The 18109-nt window shown below is 39.4% G+C and carries 19 protein-coding genes and 1 tRNA gene; 13 read left to right on the top strand and 7 right to left on the bottom strand.

What is annotated here, in order from left to right:
• The first annotated feature begins 7 nt into the window (after nucleotides 1-7).
• From RM553_RS14510 to RM553_RS14485, 6 genes are all read left to right on the top strand, one after another.
• Nucleotides 8-769, top strand: a complete 762-nt coding sequence (locus RM553_RS14510; protein WP_311535666.1) for a TIGR02757 family protein — start codon at nucleotides 8-10, stop codon at nucleotides 767-769.
• A gap of 269 nt (nucleotides 770-1038) precedes the next feature.
• Nucleotides 1039-2241 (top strand): sensor histidine kinase, encoded by a 1203-nt coding sequence (locus RM553_RS14505; RefSeq protein ID WP_311535665.1) that lies wholly within the window; start codon nucleotides 1039-1041, stop codon nucleotides 2239-2241.
• A 47-nt stretch (nucleotides 2242-2288) separates the two neighbouring features.
• Nucleotides 2289-4214: a BatA domain-containing protein gene (locus tag RM553_RS14500; RefSeq protein ID WP_311535664.1), complete on the top strand. Its 1926-nt coding sequence runs from the start codon at nucleotides 2289-2291 to the stop codon at nucleotides 4212-4214.
• Entirely contained in the window at nucleotides 4211-5461 is a 1251-nt protein-coding gene (locus RM553_RS14495) for a dihydroorotase (RefSeq protein WP_311535663.1), read from the top strand. The genes RM553_RS14500 and RM553_RS14495 overlap by 4 nt, the downstream gene beginning before the upstream one ends.
• 19 nt (nucleotides 5462-5480) lie before the next feature.
• On the top strand, nucleotides 5481-5795 hold the full coding sequence (locus RM553_RS14490; RefSeq protein ID WP_311535662.1) for a magnetosome magnetite crystal formation protein family: 315 nt from the start codon (nucleotides 5481-5483) through the stop codon (nucleotides 5793-5795).
• Entirely contained in the window at nucleotides 5796-6455 is a 660-nt protein-coding gene (locus RM553_RS14485; protein WP_311535661.1) for an alpha/beta hydrolase, read from the top strand. It begins immediately after the preceding gene.
• On the opposite strand, the gene RM553_RS14480 is transcribed toward RM553_RS14485, so the two are convergent.
• Nucleotides 6452-6949, bottom strand: a complete 498-nt coding sequence (locus RM553_RS14480) for a hypothetical protein (protein ID WP_311535660.1) — start codon at nucleotides 6947-6949, stop codon at nucleotides 6452-6454. The two genes, RM553_RS14485 and RM553_RS14480, sit on opposite strands and share 4 nt — an antisense overlap.
• A gap of 1 nt (nucleotide 6950) precedes the next feature.
• Nucleotides 6951-7712, bottom strand: a complete 762-nt coding sequence (locus RM553_RS14475; protein ID WP_311535659.1) for an MBL fold metallo-hydrolase — start codon at nucleotides 7710-7712, stop codon at nucleotides 6951-6953.
• Between the two features lie 101 nt (nucleotides 7713-7813).
• Between RM553_RS14475 and RM553_RS14470 the strand changes: the two genes are divergently transcribed.
• A complete protein-coding gene (locus RM553_RS14470; RefSeq protein WP_311535658.1) occupies nucleotides 7814-9289 on the top strand; it encodes a TonB-dependent receptor in 1476 nt (491 codons plus the stop codon).
• Between the two features lie 79 nt (nucleotides 9290-9368).
• Here RM553_RS14470 and murA read toward each other — a convergent pair whose 3' ends face one another.
• The 3 genes from murA to RM553_RS14455 all read right to left on the bottom strand — a co-directional run bounded on the left by murA (nucleotide 9369) and on the right by RM553_RS14455 (nucleotide 11738).
• Nucleotides 9369-10685, bottom strand: coding sequence for a UDP-N-acetylglucosamine 1-carboxyvinyltransferase (gene murA / locus RM553_RS14465; protein WP_311535657.1), 1317 nt, complete (start codon nucleotides 10683-10685; stop codon nucleotides 9369-9371).
• Nucleotides 10686-10700: 15 nt separating this feature from the next.
• Entirely contained in the window at nucleotides 10701-11333 is a 633-nt protein-coding gene (locus tag RM553_RS14460) for a DUF4290 domain-containing protein (RefSeq protein ID WP_311535656.1), read from the bottom strand.
• Nucleotides 11334-11444: 111 nt separating this feature from the next.
• Nucleotides 11445-11738, bottom strand: a complete 294-nt coding sequence (locus RM553_RS14455; protein ID WP_311535655.1) for a DUF493 family protein — start codon at nucleotides 11736-11738, stop codon at nucleotides 11445-11447.
• A gap of 82 nt (nucleotides 11739-11820) precedes the next feature.
• Between RM553_RS14455 and RM553_RS14450 the strand changes: the two genes are divergently transcribed.
• The 5 genes from RM553_RS14450 to RM553_RS14430 all read left to right on the top strand — a co-directional run bounded on the left by RM553_RS14450 (nucleotide 11821) and on the right by RM553_RS14430 (nucleotide 16351).
• Nucleotides 11821-12360, top strand: coding sequence for an AAA family ATPase (locus RM553_RS14450; protein ID WP_311535654.1), 540 nt, complete (start codon nucleotides 11821-11823; stop codon nucleotides 12358-12360).
• 2 nt (nucleotides 12361-12362) lie between these two features.
• Nucleotides 12363-14276 carry a RecQ family ATP-dependent DNA helicase gene (locus RM553_RS14445; protein ID WP_311535653.1) on the top strand — a complete coding sequence of 638 codons (1914 nt, stop codon included), beginning with the start codon at nucleotides 12363-12365 and terminating at the stop codon, nucleotides 14274-14276.
• Nucleotides 14263-15210, top strand: coding sequence for a methionyl-tRNA formyltransferase (gene fmt / locus RM553_RS14440; RefSeq protein ID WP_311535652.1), 948 nt, complete (start codon nucleotides 14263-14265; stop codon nucleotides 15208-15210). Before RM553_RS14445 ends, fmt begins: the two co-directional genes overlap by 14 nt.
• Before the next feature lie 186 nt (nucleotides 15211-15396).
• Nucleotides 15397-15669 (top strand): HU family DNA-binding protein, encoded by a 273-nt coding sequence (locus RM553_RS14435; RefSeq protein ID WP_311503165.1) that lies wholly within the window; start codon nucleotides 15397-15399, stop codon nucleotides 15667-15669.
• Between the two features lie 121 nt (nucleotides 15670-15790).
• Nucleotides 15791-16351 (top strand): YqgE/AlgH family protein, encoded by a 561-nt coding sequence (locus RM553_RS14430; protein WP_311535651.1) that lies wholly within the window; start codon nucleotides 15791-15793, stop codon nucleotides 16349-16351.
• Here the strand turns inward: RM553_RS14430 and RM553_RS14425 are convergent.
• Nucleotides 16348-17193 carry an aminotransferase class IV gene (locus RM553_RS14425; protein WP_311535650.1) on the bottom strand — a complete coding sequence of 282 codons (846 nt, stop codon included), beginning with the start codon at nucleotides 17191-17193 and terminating at the stop codon, nucleotides 16348-16350. The genes RM553_RS14430 and RM553_RS14425 overlap by 4 nt on opposite strands.
• Nucleotides 17194-17243: 50 nt before the next feature.
• A complete protein-coding gene (locus tag RM553_RS14420) occupies nucleotides 17244-17630 on the bottom strand; it encodes an START-like domain-containing protein (protein WP_311535649.1) in 387 nt (128 codons plus the stop codon).
• A gap of 178 nt (nucleotides 17631-17808) precedes the next feature.
• Here RM553_RS14420 and RM553_RS14415 point away from each other — a divergent pair.
• Nucleotides 17809-17882: transfer RNA gene (locus tag RM553_RS14415), tRNA-Met, on the top strand.
• Nucleotides 17883-18109 lie beyond the last annotated feature (227 nt).

Raw genomic sequence — 18109 nt, 5'->3', positions numbered from 1 at the left:
CCAATTTTTGAAAAAAAGCGAACTAAAATCTTTCCTGGATTTTAAAGCAGAACAATATAATTCTCCTGAATTTATTGAGACAGATCCGGTACAGATCCCACACCAGTTCAGTAAAAAAGAAGATATTGAAATTGCTGGTTTTCTTACAGCCACCATCGCCTGGGGAAATCGTAAGAGCATTCTCAACAATGCCAATAAATTAATGGACCTTCTGGAGCGGGCTCCTCATGATTTTGTCCTGAAACACAGCGATAGTGAGCTTGAAAAATTCTCACCGTTTGTACATCGCACCTTTAACGGTTATGATGCTAAATTTTTTATAAAAGCACTTCAAAATATTTATCTTAACCACGGGGGTTTGGAACCAGTTTTTACCCGATATGCTGAAAAAGATACCCTACAGCCGGCAATCCACGAGTTCAAAAAGATATTTTTTGAATTGCCCCATCTTTCCAGAACAGAGAAACATGTTAGCGACCCTCTGAAGAATTCCGCCGCAAAAAGGATTAATATGTTTTTACGATGGATGGTGCGCGATGCTGGAAGTGTGGATTTTGGAATTTGGAAAAATATTTCTCCTTCACAACTTTCCTGCCCCCTGGATGTACACTCCGGAAATGTAGCCAGAAAATTAAACCTGCTTAAGAGAAAGGCCAATGATGCTAAAGCACTAAAAGAATTGGATTCATCATTAAGAAGAATGGATAAAGCAGATCCTGTAAAGTATGATTTTGCGCTTTTTGGACTTGGTGTCTTCGAAAACTATTAAAACGCCTTTTTATTTGAAGCGGAAATAGCACACAATATTCCAAAAAAAATCCCGCTTAATACACAAAAATGCGATGAAATTGATAGTTTGATTTTTTTTTGTTAAATTAATAATAATTTACATCACAGTTTCTGGTTTGACGAAAGTTTTGATGAAAAAATAAAGTATTTTTACTTTGAAAAAAAATCTGAATATCCGGAAATATCTTTCGTTTTTGTAGCTAAATGTCCATAAATTAAAAGATATCTAAATAAAAGGGATTTTATCGCATGAATTTTGAAGTTTATCCAGCCAATGAAAATTTGCGGCTTGCTGCTCTTTCTGAGTATGACATTGTTCATACTGAGGCAGACAGCGATTATGATGAACTTACTTTTCTTGCAGCCGAGATATGCGATGTCCCAATTGCCCAAATAAGCATAATAGATAAAAATAACATATGGTTTAAATCTATTTATGGCAGTGATCTAAAGGAAATTCCAAGAAAAGATTCCCTTTGCCAGTTATCAGTCCTTCAACAGAAAAAACACCTTATTGTGTCTAAAGAGGAAGCTTTGGAGGAGTTTGAAGAAGCAAACAGGCATTACAAGAAAAATTTACAGTTTTATGCGGGAATCCCTCTTCTAAACAAAGGAGGACATGCTATTGCAGTTTTTTGCATCCTGGATACTGTTCCAAGGGTATTAACACCTTTTCAGGAAAGGGCCTTACATGCTCTGGCCAACCAGGCGATGAACCTGTTAGAGTTCAGGAAACAAAAAAACAGGCTTTACAAGGTTCAGAACAAACTGAAATCAAAATATAAAGAACTGGAAAGGTTTACCAGCGTGGTTTCTCACGATATTAAGTCACCTTTAGCCAATATTATCTCTCTTGCAGAGCTTCTTAAAGATGAAAACCAGGGGAAATTTGACGAGGATACAGAAAAATACCTGCAGTTTCTTGTAGAATCATCCTATTCCCTTAGAAATTATGTAGATGGTATTCTTAGTTACTACCGCAGCGACCATATCATCCGGCGAGACCTTGAGGAAGTGAGCCTGGAAGAATTGCTTAAAAAGGTCGCAGATCTTTACCAGGTTTCCGATGATGTTGAGATATCCTACCCAGAAAATGTTCTCTTGCACCGGGTTAACAAAGCGGCTCTCACACAGGTTTTCATGAACCTTATCAGCAATGCCCTTAAGTACAATGAGAAAGATCAACGAAAAATAGAGATCGGCTTCAGGGAAACCGAATTATTTTATTGCTTTACCGTAGCAGACAATGGTAATGGGATCTCTGATGAAAATCTGCACAAAATTTTCGACCTTTTCACTACTCTGGACGCGAACGATAGGGACGGTAATCCCGGAAGCGGGATTGGCCTTGCGACTGTAAAAAAACTGGTGGAAAATATGGATGGCGAAATTAACGTGACTTCCCATCCGGGCCATGGCAGCACCTTTCAATTTAAAATAAAGCGGCTGTAGAGGAAATAGTTTTCATTTCCTATATTTGACAAACTTTCACGCCGAGAATGTATTTCAAATATCCGGAACTTCTGTATGCACTTTTTTTACTGATAATTCCATTTATTGTACATCTTTTCCAGCTCCGTCGCTTCCAGAAAGAAGACTTTACGAATGTAAAATTTCTGAAGAAAATCAGCAGGCAGACCCGTAAAAGTTCCCACCTCAAAAAATGGCTTATCCTTCTTGTTCGTTGCCTTACCCTTGCATGCATTATTCTGGCTTTTGCCCAACCCTATTTCCCTTCTTCTGAAAAAGCATTGCAGTCTAAAAGTACCTTGTTTTATCTTGATAATTCTTTTAGTATGCAGGCTTCTGGGAAAAACGGGGAACTGTTGCCTGCCGCAGTGCAGGGCTTGCTCAAAAATATCCCGGAAGAGGGAAAGTTTAACCTGCTCACCAATGATGACAGCTTCCTGAATACCAATGTGGCCGAGATACGGAATATTCTACAGGAAATAGACTATAGTGCTACGGCAATGAATTTTGATAACCTGAAGCTGAGAGCCGCCGGTTTTTTTGAAAATAATCCTGCAGATAATCATAATTTTATCTTGATTTCCGATTTTCAGCAGAGTTCGGGAATTGACGAGGATCTTGTGAATGAAGCGGATATAAAGCTTGTTCCTCTTCAACCGGAAAATGTTCAAAATATAAGCCTTGATTCTGCCTTTATAGCCGAAAGGGATCCTGATAAAATTAAGCTCCAGGTTTTGCTTTCGGCTACAGGAAATGTTGAGGAACAAATTTCGGTTTCCGTTTCTAACGGAAAGACTCTTCTGGGAAAATCGGCTGTTAATTTTGCTGAAAAAGACACCGCCAGTCTAAGCTTCAGCCTTTCCAGCGAGCTTATTGCCAATGGCATTATTCAAATTGAAGATAATGGGCTGGAGTATGACAACCAGCTCTTTTTTAACATTGCCTCCTCCCCTGCTATTCAAACCGTACTTCTTTCCGAAAAAGGGAATTCATTCCTGAAGAGAATTTATACTGAGCCGGAATTCAGCCTTAGCACTTTTTCATTTTCAGGAATAGATTATAACTCCTTATCCCAGGCAGGATTAATTATTCTTGAAGAACCGGAATCTATTCCCGTTTCCCTTTCAGAAATCCTTGGAAAAAGAATGGAAGAAGGTGCGGTGGTAGTTCTGCTACCTTCCATGAGTGGCAACATTAATTCCTATAATTCTTTTTTAGCGGACACACAGGCACCACACTACACAAACCTGGTTGCACAGGAAAGGCTGGTTACCGGCATTCGCTTTGGCCATCCCTTATTTAATGCTGTTTTTGAAGAAGAAGTGAACAATTTCCAGTACCCTAAGGTAAATACTTATTACAAGCTCAACTCCCCGGGAAGCATGGCACTGCAGTATCAAAATAATGATGCTTTTCTTACGCAGCAAGGCCAGCTTTTTCTTTTTACCGCCGCGCTGAATGTCGAAAATTCGAATTTCAGAAACTCCCCTTTAGTGGTTCCCACCTTCTACAACATTGGCAGAATGGCACTTCAGCGGCTAAAACTATATTATCAGCTTAATAAGAATAATGTGATTGATATCCCGGTTTCTTCAGCAAAAGATGAAGTTTTAACGATTTCTTCCGAAGAAGAGAATTTTATTCCGCAACAACAGTCATTTTCAGAAAAGATACAGATCACCACAGATGATTTACCTGAAACAGCAGGGAATTACCAGGTTCTGTATCGTGATGAAACAATAGAACAACTAAGCTATAACTATAACAGGAGCGAAAGCGAGCTGCAGTATATAAATATGGAAACTCTGGAAAACGCAGATGTTATTGATGGTTTAGATACTTATTTTGAAAATGAAAATGCCCTTTCTGAAATCCATGCGCTTTGGAAATGGTTTGTTATTTTTGCATTAGTCTTTTTACTACTGGAAATGCTCCTCTTAAAATTCCTTAAATGAAGCTACTCTTAAAATCGGTACAGATCACCGATACCCAATCAGATTTTCACAACAAAGAAGTGGATATATCTATAGAGGATGGGATCATTAAAAAAATTGGCCCATCCCTGGAAGAAAAGGCAGATAAAGAGATTCAGATAAAAAACCTTCATGTCTCCCGGGGCTGGTTTGACAGTAGTGTGAGTTTTGGGGAGCCGGGATATGAAGAACGTGAAACCCTCCAAAACGGATTGGATACTGCTGCAAAGAGCGGCTTTACCACTATTTGCCTAAACCCGGATACGCTCCCGGTTACAGATACCAGGAGCGCAGTTGGAGCATTAATTTCTGCAGCCCGGGGCCATGCGGTAAAGCTTAAGCCAACAGGAGCGTTAACGGTAAAAAGTGAAGGCGTGGACCTGGCAGAGATATTTGATATGCAAAATGCCGGGGCGGCTTCATTTGGAGACTATAAGCATGCTGTAAAAAACCCAAACCTGCTAAAGATTGCCCTGCAATATGCGCAGAATTTTAAAGGCCTTGTGCAGTCTTTTCCGCAGGAAAATAAAATTGCCGGCAACGGGCAGGTAAATGAACATTATTACAGCACCTCCCTGGGCTTAAAAGGAATTCCGAACCTTGCAGAGGAATTGCAAATTACGCGTGACCTTTACATCCTGGAATATACCGGCGGCAAATTACATATTCCCACTATTTCTACAGAAAAATCGGTTAGCCTTATTAAAGAAGCCAAGAAGAAGGGATTAAATGTTACCTGTAGTGTGGCCATCCACAACCTTATTTTTACTGATGAACGCCTGCAGGAATTTGATACCAATGCGAAAGTACTGCCCCCGTTGCGTACAGGAAAGGACATTAAAGCCTTGCGCAAAGGACTAAAAGAGGGAGTTATAGATATGGTAACTAGCGACCACCGCCCTATAGATATTGAGCATAAAAAAGTAGAGTTTGAAAATGCCAGTTATGGCACCATAGGACTGGAGTCGGCATTTGGCGCTTTGGCTACGATCTTTTCTACGGAAGAAACCATTAAATTCCTTACTTCCGGCAAAGCCAGGTTTGGCATTGAGGATTACCCGCTTAGAGAGGGCGAAAAGGCAAACATCAGCTTATTTATTCCGGGAGAAAAATTCAGATTTTCTCAGGAGAACATTTTCTCCTCATCCCAAAACAGCATTTTTCTTGGCCACAAATTAAAAGGCAAGGCTTTTGGAATAGTGGCTGACGAAAATTTCATTACACAATAGCTTCCAATAATCCGGAGAAATGAAACAAGGAAAATCTGCGGCAATTATTGCCTATATCACTTTTGTAGGCACCATTATTGCTTACTTTATGAACCTCGATGAGAAACATAAGATTGCCAGTTTCCATATTAGGCAGGCACTTGGAATACACATCCTGTTTTACCTGATGGGCATCCTGGCCTCTATGTTTACCGGTTACATGATCCCGACAACCTTCTACATTTTTGTACTGGTTTTATGGATTTATGGGCTGGTGACAGCCATACAGGGAGAACGCAAGGAAATTCCTCTTTTGGGCAATTTCTTTCAGAAAATATTTAAAAGCATTACGTAAATGAACACTTTAGATTTATCGTTATATCATCTTATAAAAGAACCCGTTAAAAAACAGGAAAAAGCACCATTACTGATCATGTTGCACGGCTATGGCAGCAATGAAGAAGATCTTTTTTCCTTTGCGGGCGAGCTGCCGGAAGAGCTCTTTATCATTTCGGTAAGGGCGCCTCTTCCAATGCAGCCTTATGGAAATGCGTGGTATGCAATCCACTGGAACGATATTAATGGAAAATTTAGTGACGATAATCAGGCCCGTGAATCCCGCGAGAAAATTTCAGATTTTATTGACGAAGTTATCGCGGCTTATCCCGTAGATCCAGATAATGTGACGCTGGTGGGCTTCAGCCAGGGGAGTATTTTGAGCTATGCCGTAAGTTTATCTTATCCTGAAAAAGTAAAGAATGTAATTGCTCTCAGCGGATACGTAAATCAGGATATTATTAAAGAAGGCTATGAAAAGAACGATTTTTCCAACCTGTCTTTTTATTGTTCCCATGGTTCGCAGGACCAGGTAATTCCTGTGGAATGGGCACGTAAAACAAAGCCGTTTCTGGACAAGCTGAGCATAGAGAATTCATATTCTGAATTCCCTGTTGGACATGGCGTGGCGCCACAGAATTTTTTCGAACTCAAAGAATGGCTGAAGAAAAGGATCTAATCTATCGGGTATAAGAAGGATTTTTCAGGAGTCAGGCTAATTTCACCGTCTTTTTCAATAAAATAACTGAAGAATATTTCTCCCCAATAGGTACCATCGGTAAAATCGGTCAGCACCCATTTATGGTTGAGTACTTCAATCTTATTTATCCTCATCTCCCCCTGCATTCCTTCATAGGGAACATAAGGATTGTCTTCCTGTGATCTATTTGCGCTTATGAGTTTATCCTGGATAGCGGCAGTAATTTCTTCAGCAGAAAAACCGTGCTTTTCAAGATAAGTAATAGCAGCTTCATTCCCTTCCAGGGAAAAATATTCTCCACTATCTTTATTGCTGCTAACTGAGTCTAATTCAACCTGAACCTGTTCAAGCTGGTTTTCCAGGCTGCTTATTTCTTCAGTTTGAGCATCAAGAATTTTTTTATCGTTTACATAAATAAAAATAGCAAACAAAAGAGTGAAAATAAACAAATACATCAGGATCCTGCCGCGCATACTAAACCTCAATTTTTAAGTTATCATAAGCAAGAAAAACATTTTTTGGGAGTTCCTCTTCAACTTCATCATGAAAGCCCAGTAAATGGCTTATATGGGTTAAATACGCCCTTTCCGGATTAACCCTTTTTATAAATGCCAGTGCTTCTTCCAGATTAAAATGGGAATGATGTGGTTCCCTGCGAAGTGCATTTACCACCAAAACCTTAAGCCCTTTCAGCTTTTCGACCTCTTCGTCTTCAATCTTCTTAAGATCGGTGAGATAGGCAAAATCTTCCATTCTAAACCCAAATACATTTAGCCGCCCATGCCAGAAACTAACCGGAACAACTTCAAGGCCTTCAAATTCAAAAGGCCTGTTTTCTATTTCATGCTCCTTTACTCCTGGTGCGCCGGGATATTTATTTTCCGTGGTAAAAATATAGTCGAAGCGGCTTCTAAGTGCCTTTAAAACCCTCTTATGCGCAAAAATGGGAATGTCACCCTGGCGGAAAAAAAATGGACGGATATCATCGAGTCCCGCAGTATGGTCATTATGCTCGTGAGTGTAAAAAATGGCGTCCAGTTTTTTTACATTATTCGCCAGCATTTGCGCCCTGAAATCGGGACCGCAATCAATAAGAATATTGTACCCGCTCCATTCCACCAAAACAGAAACACGCAGCCTTTTATCTTTTGGGTTATTACTTAAACAAACAGGATGATCACTACCAATAATAGGGATTCCCTGGGAGGTTCCGGTGCCTAAAAATGTGATTTTCAATAAGTGTAAATTTATCACAAAAGTAAATATATTTTTTTGTTTAGCTAGGTGTTTTAGTACCTTTGATAACGCAAAAATGAAATTCATTTAAAAGAAAAATTATGCCAATTACCATAATGGGCGACAAGGAATTCGAGAACGTTCCTTCTATTAAAAGCAAAGCGCTGCGCATTAATTTGAATGCGAATATTTACGGAACTTTTTCGGAAATTGGCGCCGGGCAGGAAACGGTAAGGAATTTTTTTCGCGCCGGGGGTGGCTCCGGAACCATAGCAAAAGCTATGAGTGCCTACGACAAAGATTTTAGTGACGCGATATATGGAGTTGAAGATGACCGCAGGTATGTTACTGAAGCCCGCCTTAAACGAATGCTTAGCCACGAAATTAATCTTATAGAACAAAGGATTTCCCGTGAAAAGCACCCAGACAAATTGTTCTTTACCTACGCCAATACTGTTGCTACCATAGATTTTGCTAAAAAGTACAAAGGCCACGGTTGGGTAGGGATAAAATACCAGGTAAAACCAGATGAAGATTATAACGAAATAAGCCTTCACGTTAGGTTTCACGAAAACGACGCGAGGCACCAGCAAAATACTTTGGGAATACTTGGGGTAAACCTTATCTACGGAGCGTATTACAAATATGATAATCCCAAAAAATTACTCCGTTATCTTTATGACCATATAGACAAGGACCAGATTGAAATAGATACCATAAATTTTTCCGGGCCACGTTTTGAAAATGTTGATAACAGGCTGATGAGCCTGCAGCTCGTTAAAAACGGTATGACCGATGCTGTGATGTTCGCACCAGATGGCCATAATGTTTTACCGGCGAAAATTCTTTATAAAAAGAATATTCTCGCCCTTAGGGGAAGTTTCCGCCCGGTAACAAAGGTGAATATGGATATGTATGAACGGTCCCTGGAATTGTTCCTGAAAGAAAATAAAGTTGATAAAGACAGTACCGAAGTTATTTTTGAAATTACGCTCTCCAACCTGAGGGCAGAAGGTGAAATTGACGAACGTGATTTTATGGATCGCGCTGAATTGTTATGCTCTCTGGGTCAAACAGTTATGATATCTAACTTCCAGGAATACTATAAGGTTGTGGAGTATTTCTCAAGATATTCCAAGCAGCGTATGGGACTCGCGATGGGCGTAAATAACCTTGTTGATGTTTTCGATGAAAAGTATTACAGACACCTTAGCGGTGGAATTCTGGAAGCCTTCGGAAAACTGTTCTTTAAAGACCTTAAGGTTTACCTGTATCCCCTTAAGGATCCTGAAACAGGCGAAATTACTACCAGCGATAACCTGAAAGTTCATCCAAGGATGAAAGAACTTTACAAGTTCTTTAAATATAATGGCAGGGTTGAAGATATAGAAAATTATAATCCTGAAATCCTGGACATCTATTCCCGTGAGGTACTACAAATGATTAGCGAAGGTAAAGATGGATGGGAAGATATGCTACCTGAAAAAACCACAGCGATGATTAAAGACCTGAACCTTTTCCATTATAAGGAGAACAAGAAAAAAGCCGAAACTGAAAAAGTTGAAATTAAACATTAGCTTTTTATAGATTCTGGTAAATAAAAAAGGTCCTGAAAAAATTCAAGGACCTTTTTTATTGTTCTGATCTCTATAGTAACTAGGCTATTCTTTCAATTTTTGCACCTATTGCTTTCAATCGTTTATCAATATCTTCATATCCCCTGTCAATTTGCTCAATATTATGGATTACAGAAGTACCTTTTGCTGACAGAGCTGCTATAAGCAATGAAATTCCTGCCCTTATATCGGGAGAACTCATGGTTGTGGCTTTCAGCTTAGATTTAAAATCATGCCCTATTACTGTAGCGCGATGAGGGTCACAAAGAATGATCTTGGCCCCCATGTCTATAAGCTTATCTACAAAGAATAAACGGCTCTCAAACATTTTTTGATGTACCAGGATACTTCCCCTTGCCTGCGTGGCCACTACGAGGATAATGCTCAGCAAATCTGGTGTAAAACCAGGCCAGGGAGCGTCACTTATATTCATAATAGAACCATCAATAAAGTTCTGCACTTCGTAGCCTTCAGTATGAGCAGGAATGTGAATGTCGTCCCCGCTTTTTTCGACAGTAATTCCCAGTTTCCTGAAGGTATTGGGGATTAAGCCAAGCATTTCCCAGTTTACATTTTTGATAGTAATTTCACTCCTGGTCATTGCAGCCAGGCCAATCCATGAGCCAATTTCAACCATATCTGGTAAAACCCTGTGCTCACATCCACCAAGTTCGCTCACGCCTTCTATAGTTAGCAGGTTAGAACCAACCCCGCTGATCTTCGCCCCCATGGAATTCAGCATCTTGCATAATTGCTGCAAATAAGGTTCGCAGGCAGCATTATAAATAGTAGTGGTACCTTTCGCCAGCACAGCAGCCATAACAATGTTGGCTGTTCCGGTAACCGATGCTTCTTCCAGAAGCATATAATCCCCTTTAAGGCCTTCGGCAGGAGCTTCTACTCCATAAAAACGCTCTTCTTTATTATATCTGAATTTCGCGCCGAGTTTTATAAAACCTTCAAAATGAGTATCTAACCGGCGACGCCCAATTTTATCTCCACCGGGACGAGGGATATATCCTTTCCCAAATCTTGCCAGTAAAGGGCCAACTATCATAATAGAACCGCGCAGGCCGCTGCCATCTATTTTAAACTGTTCACTGCTAAGATAATCCAGGTCCAGCTCATCACTCTGGAAAGTGTAACTTCCTTTATCTTCATGATTTACCTTAACCCCTAAATTCTTTAAAAGCCTTATGAGCTTATTTACATCAAGAATATCTGGGATATTGGTAATTCTGATTTTTTCTGAAGTTAAAAGTACGGCACAAAGTATTTGAAGGGCCTCATTTTTCGCTCCCTGCGGTTGAATTTCCCCACTTAAGCGATGCCCTCCCTCAATCTGGAAAGTTCCCATAAAGTACTTTAAATTTTAATAACGCTTACGGCTTTTTCTGCCTGATTTTTTCGTGTTGCTTTTCGTATGCTTTTTCCGGCCCCTAAGCAAATTAGAAGAATCGCTTAAGTCTTCATCAGAATTTTTCATGTTTAATTCCCCATTGCTCAGCTCCTTCAAATGATCGAAAATCACCTTGTCATCTACCGTGTCCCTGTTCCAGTTAAGGAAAGATTTTTTCATGTGATTGGCAATAGTGTACACCAATGCCTCTTTTAAAGGCCCTTCATCATATTGTTTGGCCTCATCAATCATTCGTTTTATGTTGTTTCCATAGAAACGGTATTTCGGGAAATTCTGGGGATAAGCAAGCGGTTCCGGCCTTTCTTCCAGCTGTTCCCTGGAGGGCTTCGGAAAAGGAGATTCCACATTTAGCTTAAAGTCGCTTATAATAAACAACTGGTCCCATAATTTATGCTGAAAATCTGGCACATCCCTAAGATGCGGATTCATATTGCCCATTACCGCAATAATAGAATGGGCTACTTTATTTCGCTCTTTATCATCTTCAATACTTACGGCGTGCTCTACCATTTTTTGCAGATGCCTGCCATATTCAGGAATAATTAACTGGCTCCTTTCAGAATTATATTCTAATGCGTTCGTCAAATTTTAAATTTATAAGGTGATACTTGAGTGTAGAAGTTAATAACCGTCGCAAAATAGCAAATATAAATTAAAGAAAATAAGAATAGCGTGGCTTTTATTCCTTCTAACGGCTTAAAGCGAAATTACCCCTTTTACTTCCTTTCCTATTTCTTTATACTTATTTATAACGGCGTCCGGATTTTTCATCCTTACGTTGATAGAAACGCTTGTGTACTTGCCATTCTTGGATTTCTTGGTATTAATTACCGCACCCATATTATCAAAAATCTTTTCTATTTGATCAATTTCCTTTTTGCTGGTAGGCACAATAAATTTATAAAGGTATTCTGAAGGCCACATGGCAGTATCCTGCAATTGTTTTTTCAGTTTTTCGTAAAATTCTTCTCTGTTTTCCGCTTCACTCATAACTTTTCATTCATTTTAGATTGCAAAGATACAAGGAATGCTTTCATTTTTATAATCAATTTCAAATCCCGAAATTTGCCGCGTGAAAAAGAATAAAATAGTTATTACCGGCGGCCCCGGTACCGGAAAATCTTCTGTAATTCATAAACTGGAAGAAAAGGGCCATGATTGTCTTCACGAAGTTTCAAGGGAAGTAATACGCGAGGCGCAATTGGAGGGAATTGAACAGCTTTTTTTAGAGGACCCGCTTTTATTTAGCAGAAAGTTACTTGAAGGAAGGATTAAACAGTTCCATGAGGCTGAAGATTTTCCTTCAGACCATATTTTTATAGACCGCGGAATTCCAGATGTGGTGGCGTATATGGACTTTTTTAATACCAGTTATGCTGAAGACTTCATTCTCCCGTGTAAAGATCACCGCTATGAAATGATTTTTATTCTTCCTCCCTGGGAAGCGATCTATAAAAGTGATAATGAACGTTACGAAACTTTTGAGGAAGCCACGAAGATTTCAGAATATCTGGAAAATACTTATAAGCACTACGGTTATGATCCTATAGTGGTCCCCGAGGCCAGTGTGGAAGAAAGAGCTAACTTTATACTCAACAAGATTGGGTTCTAAATTTGCAGCAAGCACTTCACATACTACAACGCCATTGGGGACATTCCCAATTCAGGCCGCAGCAATGGCCAATAATTGAGGCGCTTCTTGAGAAAAAAGATGTGATAGCCCTTCTACCCACAGGAGGCGGTAAATCGGTCTGTTTCCAGATTCCGGCGCTTCTTCAGGAGGGAATTTGCATTGTAATTTCCCCATTGATTGCCTTAATGAAAGACCAGGTAGATACGCTTCAGCAAAAAAATATTAAAGCCATGGCGCTTACAGGGGGCATGCACTATGAAGATTTGGATAAAAACCTGGATAATTGCATTTACGGTAATTATAAATTCCTTTACCTCTCTCCCGAGCGTTTGCAACAAGACCTTGTACAGGAGCGAATAAAGCAAATGAATGTGAATTTAATAGCCATAGATGAAGCACATTGTATCTCGCAATGGGGCCACGATTTTCGTCCTGCCTATCGCAATATTTCCCTGCTTCGGAACCTCAAACCAGAAGTTCCTTTTGTTGCCCTTACTGCCACTGCCACTGCAGAGGTGGTGGAAGATATGCGAACAGAACTTGAAATGCCCGATTCCCTGCTGATAAAACGTTCCTTTGAAAGGGAAAATATCGCCTATAACGTCCTATCTGCGGAAGATAAGCAGTATCGTCTATTGCAACTGCTGAAGAATAAAGGGGAAAGTGCCATTATTTATGTTCGTAGCAGAAATGCCACTATTGAAACGACCACTTTTTTGAAGAAGAACGGGCACAGCGCCGAAGCTTTCCACGGGGGATTGAAAAATGAAGAAAAAGCAGATAAACTTGAAAAATGGCTTCAGAATAACTTTAATATAATGGTGGCGACAACCGCATTTGGAATGGGAATAGACAAGCCGGATGTGCGCCAGGTGATTCACCTTAACCTTCCGGAAAGCCTGGAAAGTTACTTTCAGGAGGCCGGAAGGGCTGGTCGGGACGGTAGACCTGCAATTTCAACAATTATTACCAACCCGGGAGATATACCCATTCTTAAAAATCAGTTTTTGATAAATCTTCCGGATGTGGAGGACGTAAAAGTGGTTTATAAAAAGCTAAATTCGTACTTCAGGGTGGCATACAGCGAAGGGGAAAATGAGAACTACGACTTTAATTTCTCTGAATTTTGCAATCAGTATGACCTTAATGCTATTAAAACCTACAATGCCCTGCAGATGCTGGACCGTTGTAGCATAATCAGAATGTCACAACAATTTCAGAGAAAAACAGAAATGCAGTTTATAATTTCAGATAAGCAGCTTTCTTATTATTTACGTGACAACTCTGCCAGTGATAAGCTTGTGAAAGCGATCCTGAGAACCTATGGTGGAATTTTTGAAAACAAGATCAATATCAATTTGAGTGCGATATGCAAAAAGGCAAATATTAGTGAAGAGAAAGCCCTGGAAATCTTGAAAGCTATGGAGAGGGACGAGGTAATAGACTTCACCCACTCCAAACATGATGCCTCTGTAACTTTTCTGGTTCCGCGGGAAGATGAAACAAGCATAAATCCCGTTGCTACTTTTATTAAATTACATAAGCAGAATAAAAAAGATAAAATTGAATCCGTTTTAGATTATATAAGCAACAACAAAACCTGCCGGAGTTTACAGCTGCTGAAATATTTTGGGGAAAATCCCGAAAACCCATGTGGAATTTGTTCAGTATGCCTGGAAAGCAATATTCCCCTGGACAGAACTGGAATGAACACTATTTATAAAGAAATTGAAGCTCTCCTGAAGAACCGGGAGATGTCTTCCAGGGAACTGGTGGAAAAGATTTCTTTTCCTGAACAACATATTTTAAAAGTGCTACAGCTATTGATAGAAAAGAGGATAATTAGCCGTACCGCCACCAATCAGTATAAAATAAGCAAAAATGAAAGATCTTAGAATAGTATTTATGGGCACGCCGGAGTTTGCCGTGCAAAGCCTGAAAGCAATTCTTAGCGCCGGGTACAATGTTGTGGGCGTAATCACCGCTCCGGATAAACCTGCCGGAAGGGGGAGAAAACTTCAGCAAAGCGATGTAAAAAAATATGCGCTGGAACAAAATTTAAAAGTATTACAGCCTGTAAATCTTAAATCTGAAGATTTTCAGAATGAATTAAAAGCCCTGGAACCAAATGTACAGGTAGTGGTGGCTTTCCGAATGTTACCCCAAACCGTTTGGGCTTTACCCGAATTTGGTACTTTTAACCTGCATGCCTCCCTCCTTCCCCAGTATCGCGGCGCGGCACCAATAAACTGGAGCATCATAAACGGGGATACCGAAACTGGCGTTTCCACTTTTTTTATTGATGAGAAAATAGACACTGGCGCCATGATCCTTCAGGAGAAAATAAGTATTGGAGAAGATGAAAACGTGGGCCTGCTGCATGACAGGTTAATGGAAACAGGTTCCAGCCTGGTAGTAAAAACCCTTCAACTTATAGAGAATGGCCAGGTTAGAACCAGGCTTCAGGAAGAGAGCGAAACTTTAAAAGCCGCTCCAAAGCTAGACAGGGAGAATACTAAAATCGACTGGGAAAAACCTGTTGATGAAATTCATAATCTTATAAGAGGTTTAAATCCTTATCCTGCTGCGTGGTGCTTTTTGAAGAACAATTCCGAAGAGAAAAAAGTGAAAATCTTTGGGACTAAAAAGAAAAAAATCAGTCATAAATTAGAAACAGGTCAAATTATGATTGAAGATAAAAAGATGATTGTTGCGGCAAAGGATGGATTTATTGTGGTAGAAGAAATTCAGTTGCCAGGAAAACGAAAGATGAAGGTAAAGGAACTTTTAAATGGATATACCTTTAATTCTGATGCAAAAATGCGCTGAGGCCTTATGGTTGCTGAAATTATAAAAAATCAATTTTTTGCAGGCTTCTTTATTAACAAAAGGTTAAAGTTATTAACAAATACCTGCTTTTCCCTTGATATTACTTGCGTGGCCGGGAAATCCATATAAATTTGTAAAGCAATGTAACAGAATGTTTAACCAACAACTTAATTTAAAATTCAAATTATGAACAAAACTGATTTAATTGACGCAATGGCTGAGAATGCTGGTATTTCTAAAGCTGCAGCAAAAAAAGCCCTGGAGTCTTTTCTGGAAAACATAGAGACTTCTCTTAAAAAGGGAGATAGAGTATCTCTTGTAGGATTTGGAAGCTGGTCTGTATCTAAGAGAGCTGCCCGCGAAGGTAGAAATCCTCAAACTGGAAAAACTATTAAAATCGCCGCTAAAAACGTGGTAAAGTTTAAAGCTGGAGCAGATTTACAAAAAGCTGTAAACTAATATCCTACATTAGTAAAAGATCTTTAAGCCTCCTCTCCGGGAGGCTTTTATTTTTAAAAAAATTGGGAGAATGATTTGTTTTTTTTAAATTAATAAGTAGATTAGTTAAAAAGAACCCATTATGATAGCTTTAAAACCAGCCAAAGGGCATCTGCTAGTAGCAGAGCCTACAATTATCGGGGACGTGGCATTCAACCGTTCGGTGGTGCTGTTAGCTAATCATTCCGAAACCGGATCTGTAGGTTTTATACTTAACAAAGTTCTCGATTTTACTCTCAAAGACCTGATTCCCGAACTTCAGGTTACATTCAAAATATACAACGGCGGTCCTGTGGAACAGGACAACCTCTATTTTATACATAAGGTGCCAGAGCTTATACCGGACAGTATAGAAATTGCCAGCGGTATTTACTGGGGTGGTAATTTTGAAGCGGTGAAGGAATTGATCGCCAAAGATCTTCTTCAGGAAAGTCAGATCAAATTTTTCCTTGGCTACTCCGGCTGGGATGCCAATCAGTTAAATGCTGAACTGGATTCCCATTCCTGGATTGTCACCACTAACGAGGATCAAACAAACCTTATTGAGCGGCCGTACAATTCCTTTTGGAAAGATAAAATGCTTCAGCTTGGGGGAGAATATTTGTTGTGGTGCAATGCGCCGGAAAATCCCAGCTATAATTAACCTAACCGCGCCTTAACGTTAAGCTTAGACAGTAAGTGTCCCGCGGTCTTATTGCTGAAATTCTTTTTCCTGTACTTAGTTACCGGCTGGATTCCCACGGCTATGTTGGTGATGAACAATTCATCTGCCTTTTGTAACTCAAAAGGCGAAATAGAAGTTTCTTCCAGCTTAAACTCCGGCAGCTTTTTAATTATTCCTTTCAGCTGTTTTCGGATTATTCCATTTAGAGCCCCGTCACTTAAAGGTGGTGTCTTAATAGTATCTCCCTTTACTAAAAAGATATTTCCGTTAAGGGCTTCCACCACACTTTTCTTCTCATTAAGGATCAGGCAGTTGTGATAATCATTTTCTTTGGCAAAAATACTTCCCAACACATTCACGGCACGGTTATTCGACTTAATTGTAGAAAGAATCCCGCTGTTAATGTAATGATCCTTAAATAATTCTATTTCGTAAGGCTCTTCATTAAAAAGATAAAAAGCATTTTCCAGTTTGGAACAGCTAATCGTGTAGCCAATTGTTCTTGTTGCAGGAGTGTAATACCCACCTTCTTCCCGGTAAACTGCAAAACGTATGCGGGCAGGAGAATTAGATAATTCATTGGCTTCGATCAAATTCGATATTTCTTCTTCCAGGAATTCAGGAGAAAAAGAAGATGGAATTTCCATCCGCATAATACGCATGGAGGACATCAACCTGAAATAATGGTCTTCCCAGAACATTATTTTGCCGTTAATTACTCTTATAGTTTCAAATACCGAATCTCCATAGGCAAAGCCCCTGTTGAAAACTGAAAGACTGGCGTCTTTTTTCTTTAGTATTTCTCCGTTAAGATTTATCATAAAAAAGCCCCGTGTTTAGCGGGGCAAAGGTAGTATTTATATCATGAATATTAAACCGAACCAAGTACCTGTTTTAAATCTGAAATCATGTTCTCCCAAAGCATTTTGCTTTCTTCCACTTCTGATTCTTCAGCAAAATCGGTTACCATAATGGAAACATCTTTGGTAATATCGTCAACCTGTATCCTGATTTCAAAATAATATGAAGTATCGTCTTCTTCTATCCACCTGAATTTAATTCGCTCGTCGCTTTTCTTACTAACCAGCTTGGCTTTTTCTTCACTTCCTTCCCATATAAATGTAAATATCTCACCGCGGGAATTCACGTTATCGGCATACCACTCACTAAGTCCGGAGGGTGTGGAGATGTATTGATATAGTAAAGAAGGAGAAGCGTGAATAGGAAACTCCATTTCGTACTTAATCTTTTCTTCCATTTCTTGATTTATTGATTTGCGCCAATATAGATATTAATTGGAAAGATAAAAAAGAAAAGATTTAAATATTTTGGAATTTAATGTTTGCGGCAATTCAAATTGTTTTTATATTTGCACCCGCATTTACAAAGATCGTCATACTCTATAATGCAAGTATAATGTTGGTTTGCGAAAATTTGGCGAGGTAGCTCAGTTGGTTAGAGCGTCGGATTCATAACCCGGAGGTCCCGAGTTCAAATCTCGGTCTCGCTACTAGTAAACACTAAGGAAAGCCGAAATTAATTTTCGGCTTTTTTATTTCAGGTACAACATAGGTACAACATTTCTTCATTTATTCTATTTCCAATTTATTACCAGTTTTTGTACTCATTTGTTCATAACCTAATGCAAATTCACTTGAAAACCTCTTCAAAAAAGTGGATCATTCCTAAAAGTTGTGGACTAGGCAAATATTCCTGTTAATCTGTGAAGAAAAAACG

Origin of the sequence: Autumnicola tepida (assembly GCF_031846485.1) — a bacterium.
Lineage (GTDB): Bacteria > Bacteroidota > Bacteroidia > Flavobacteriales > Flavobacteriaceae > Autumnicola > Autumnicola tepida.
Note: the sequence above shows the minus strand (reverse complement) of the source record. Positions and strands in the feature narration are given on the sequence as shown.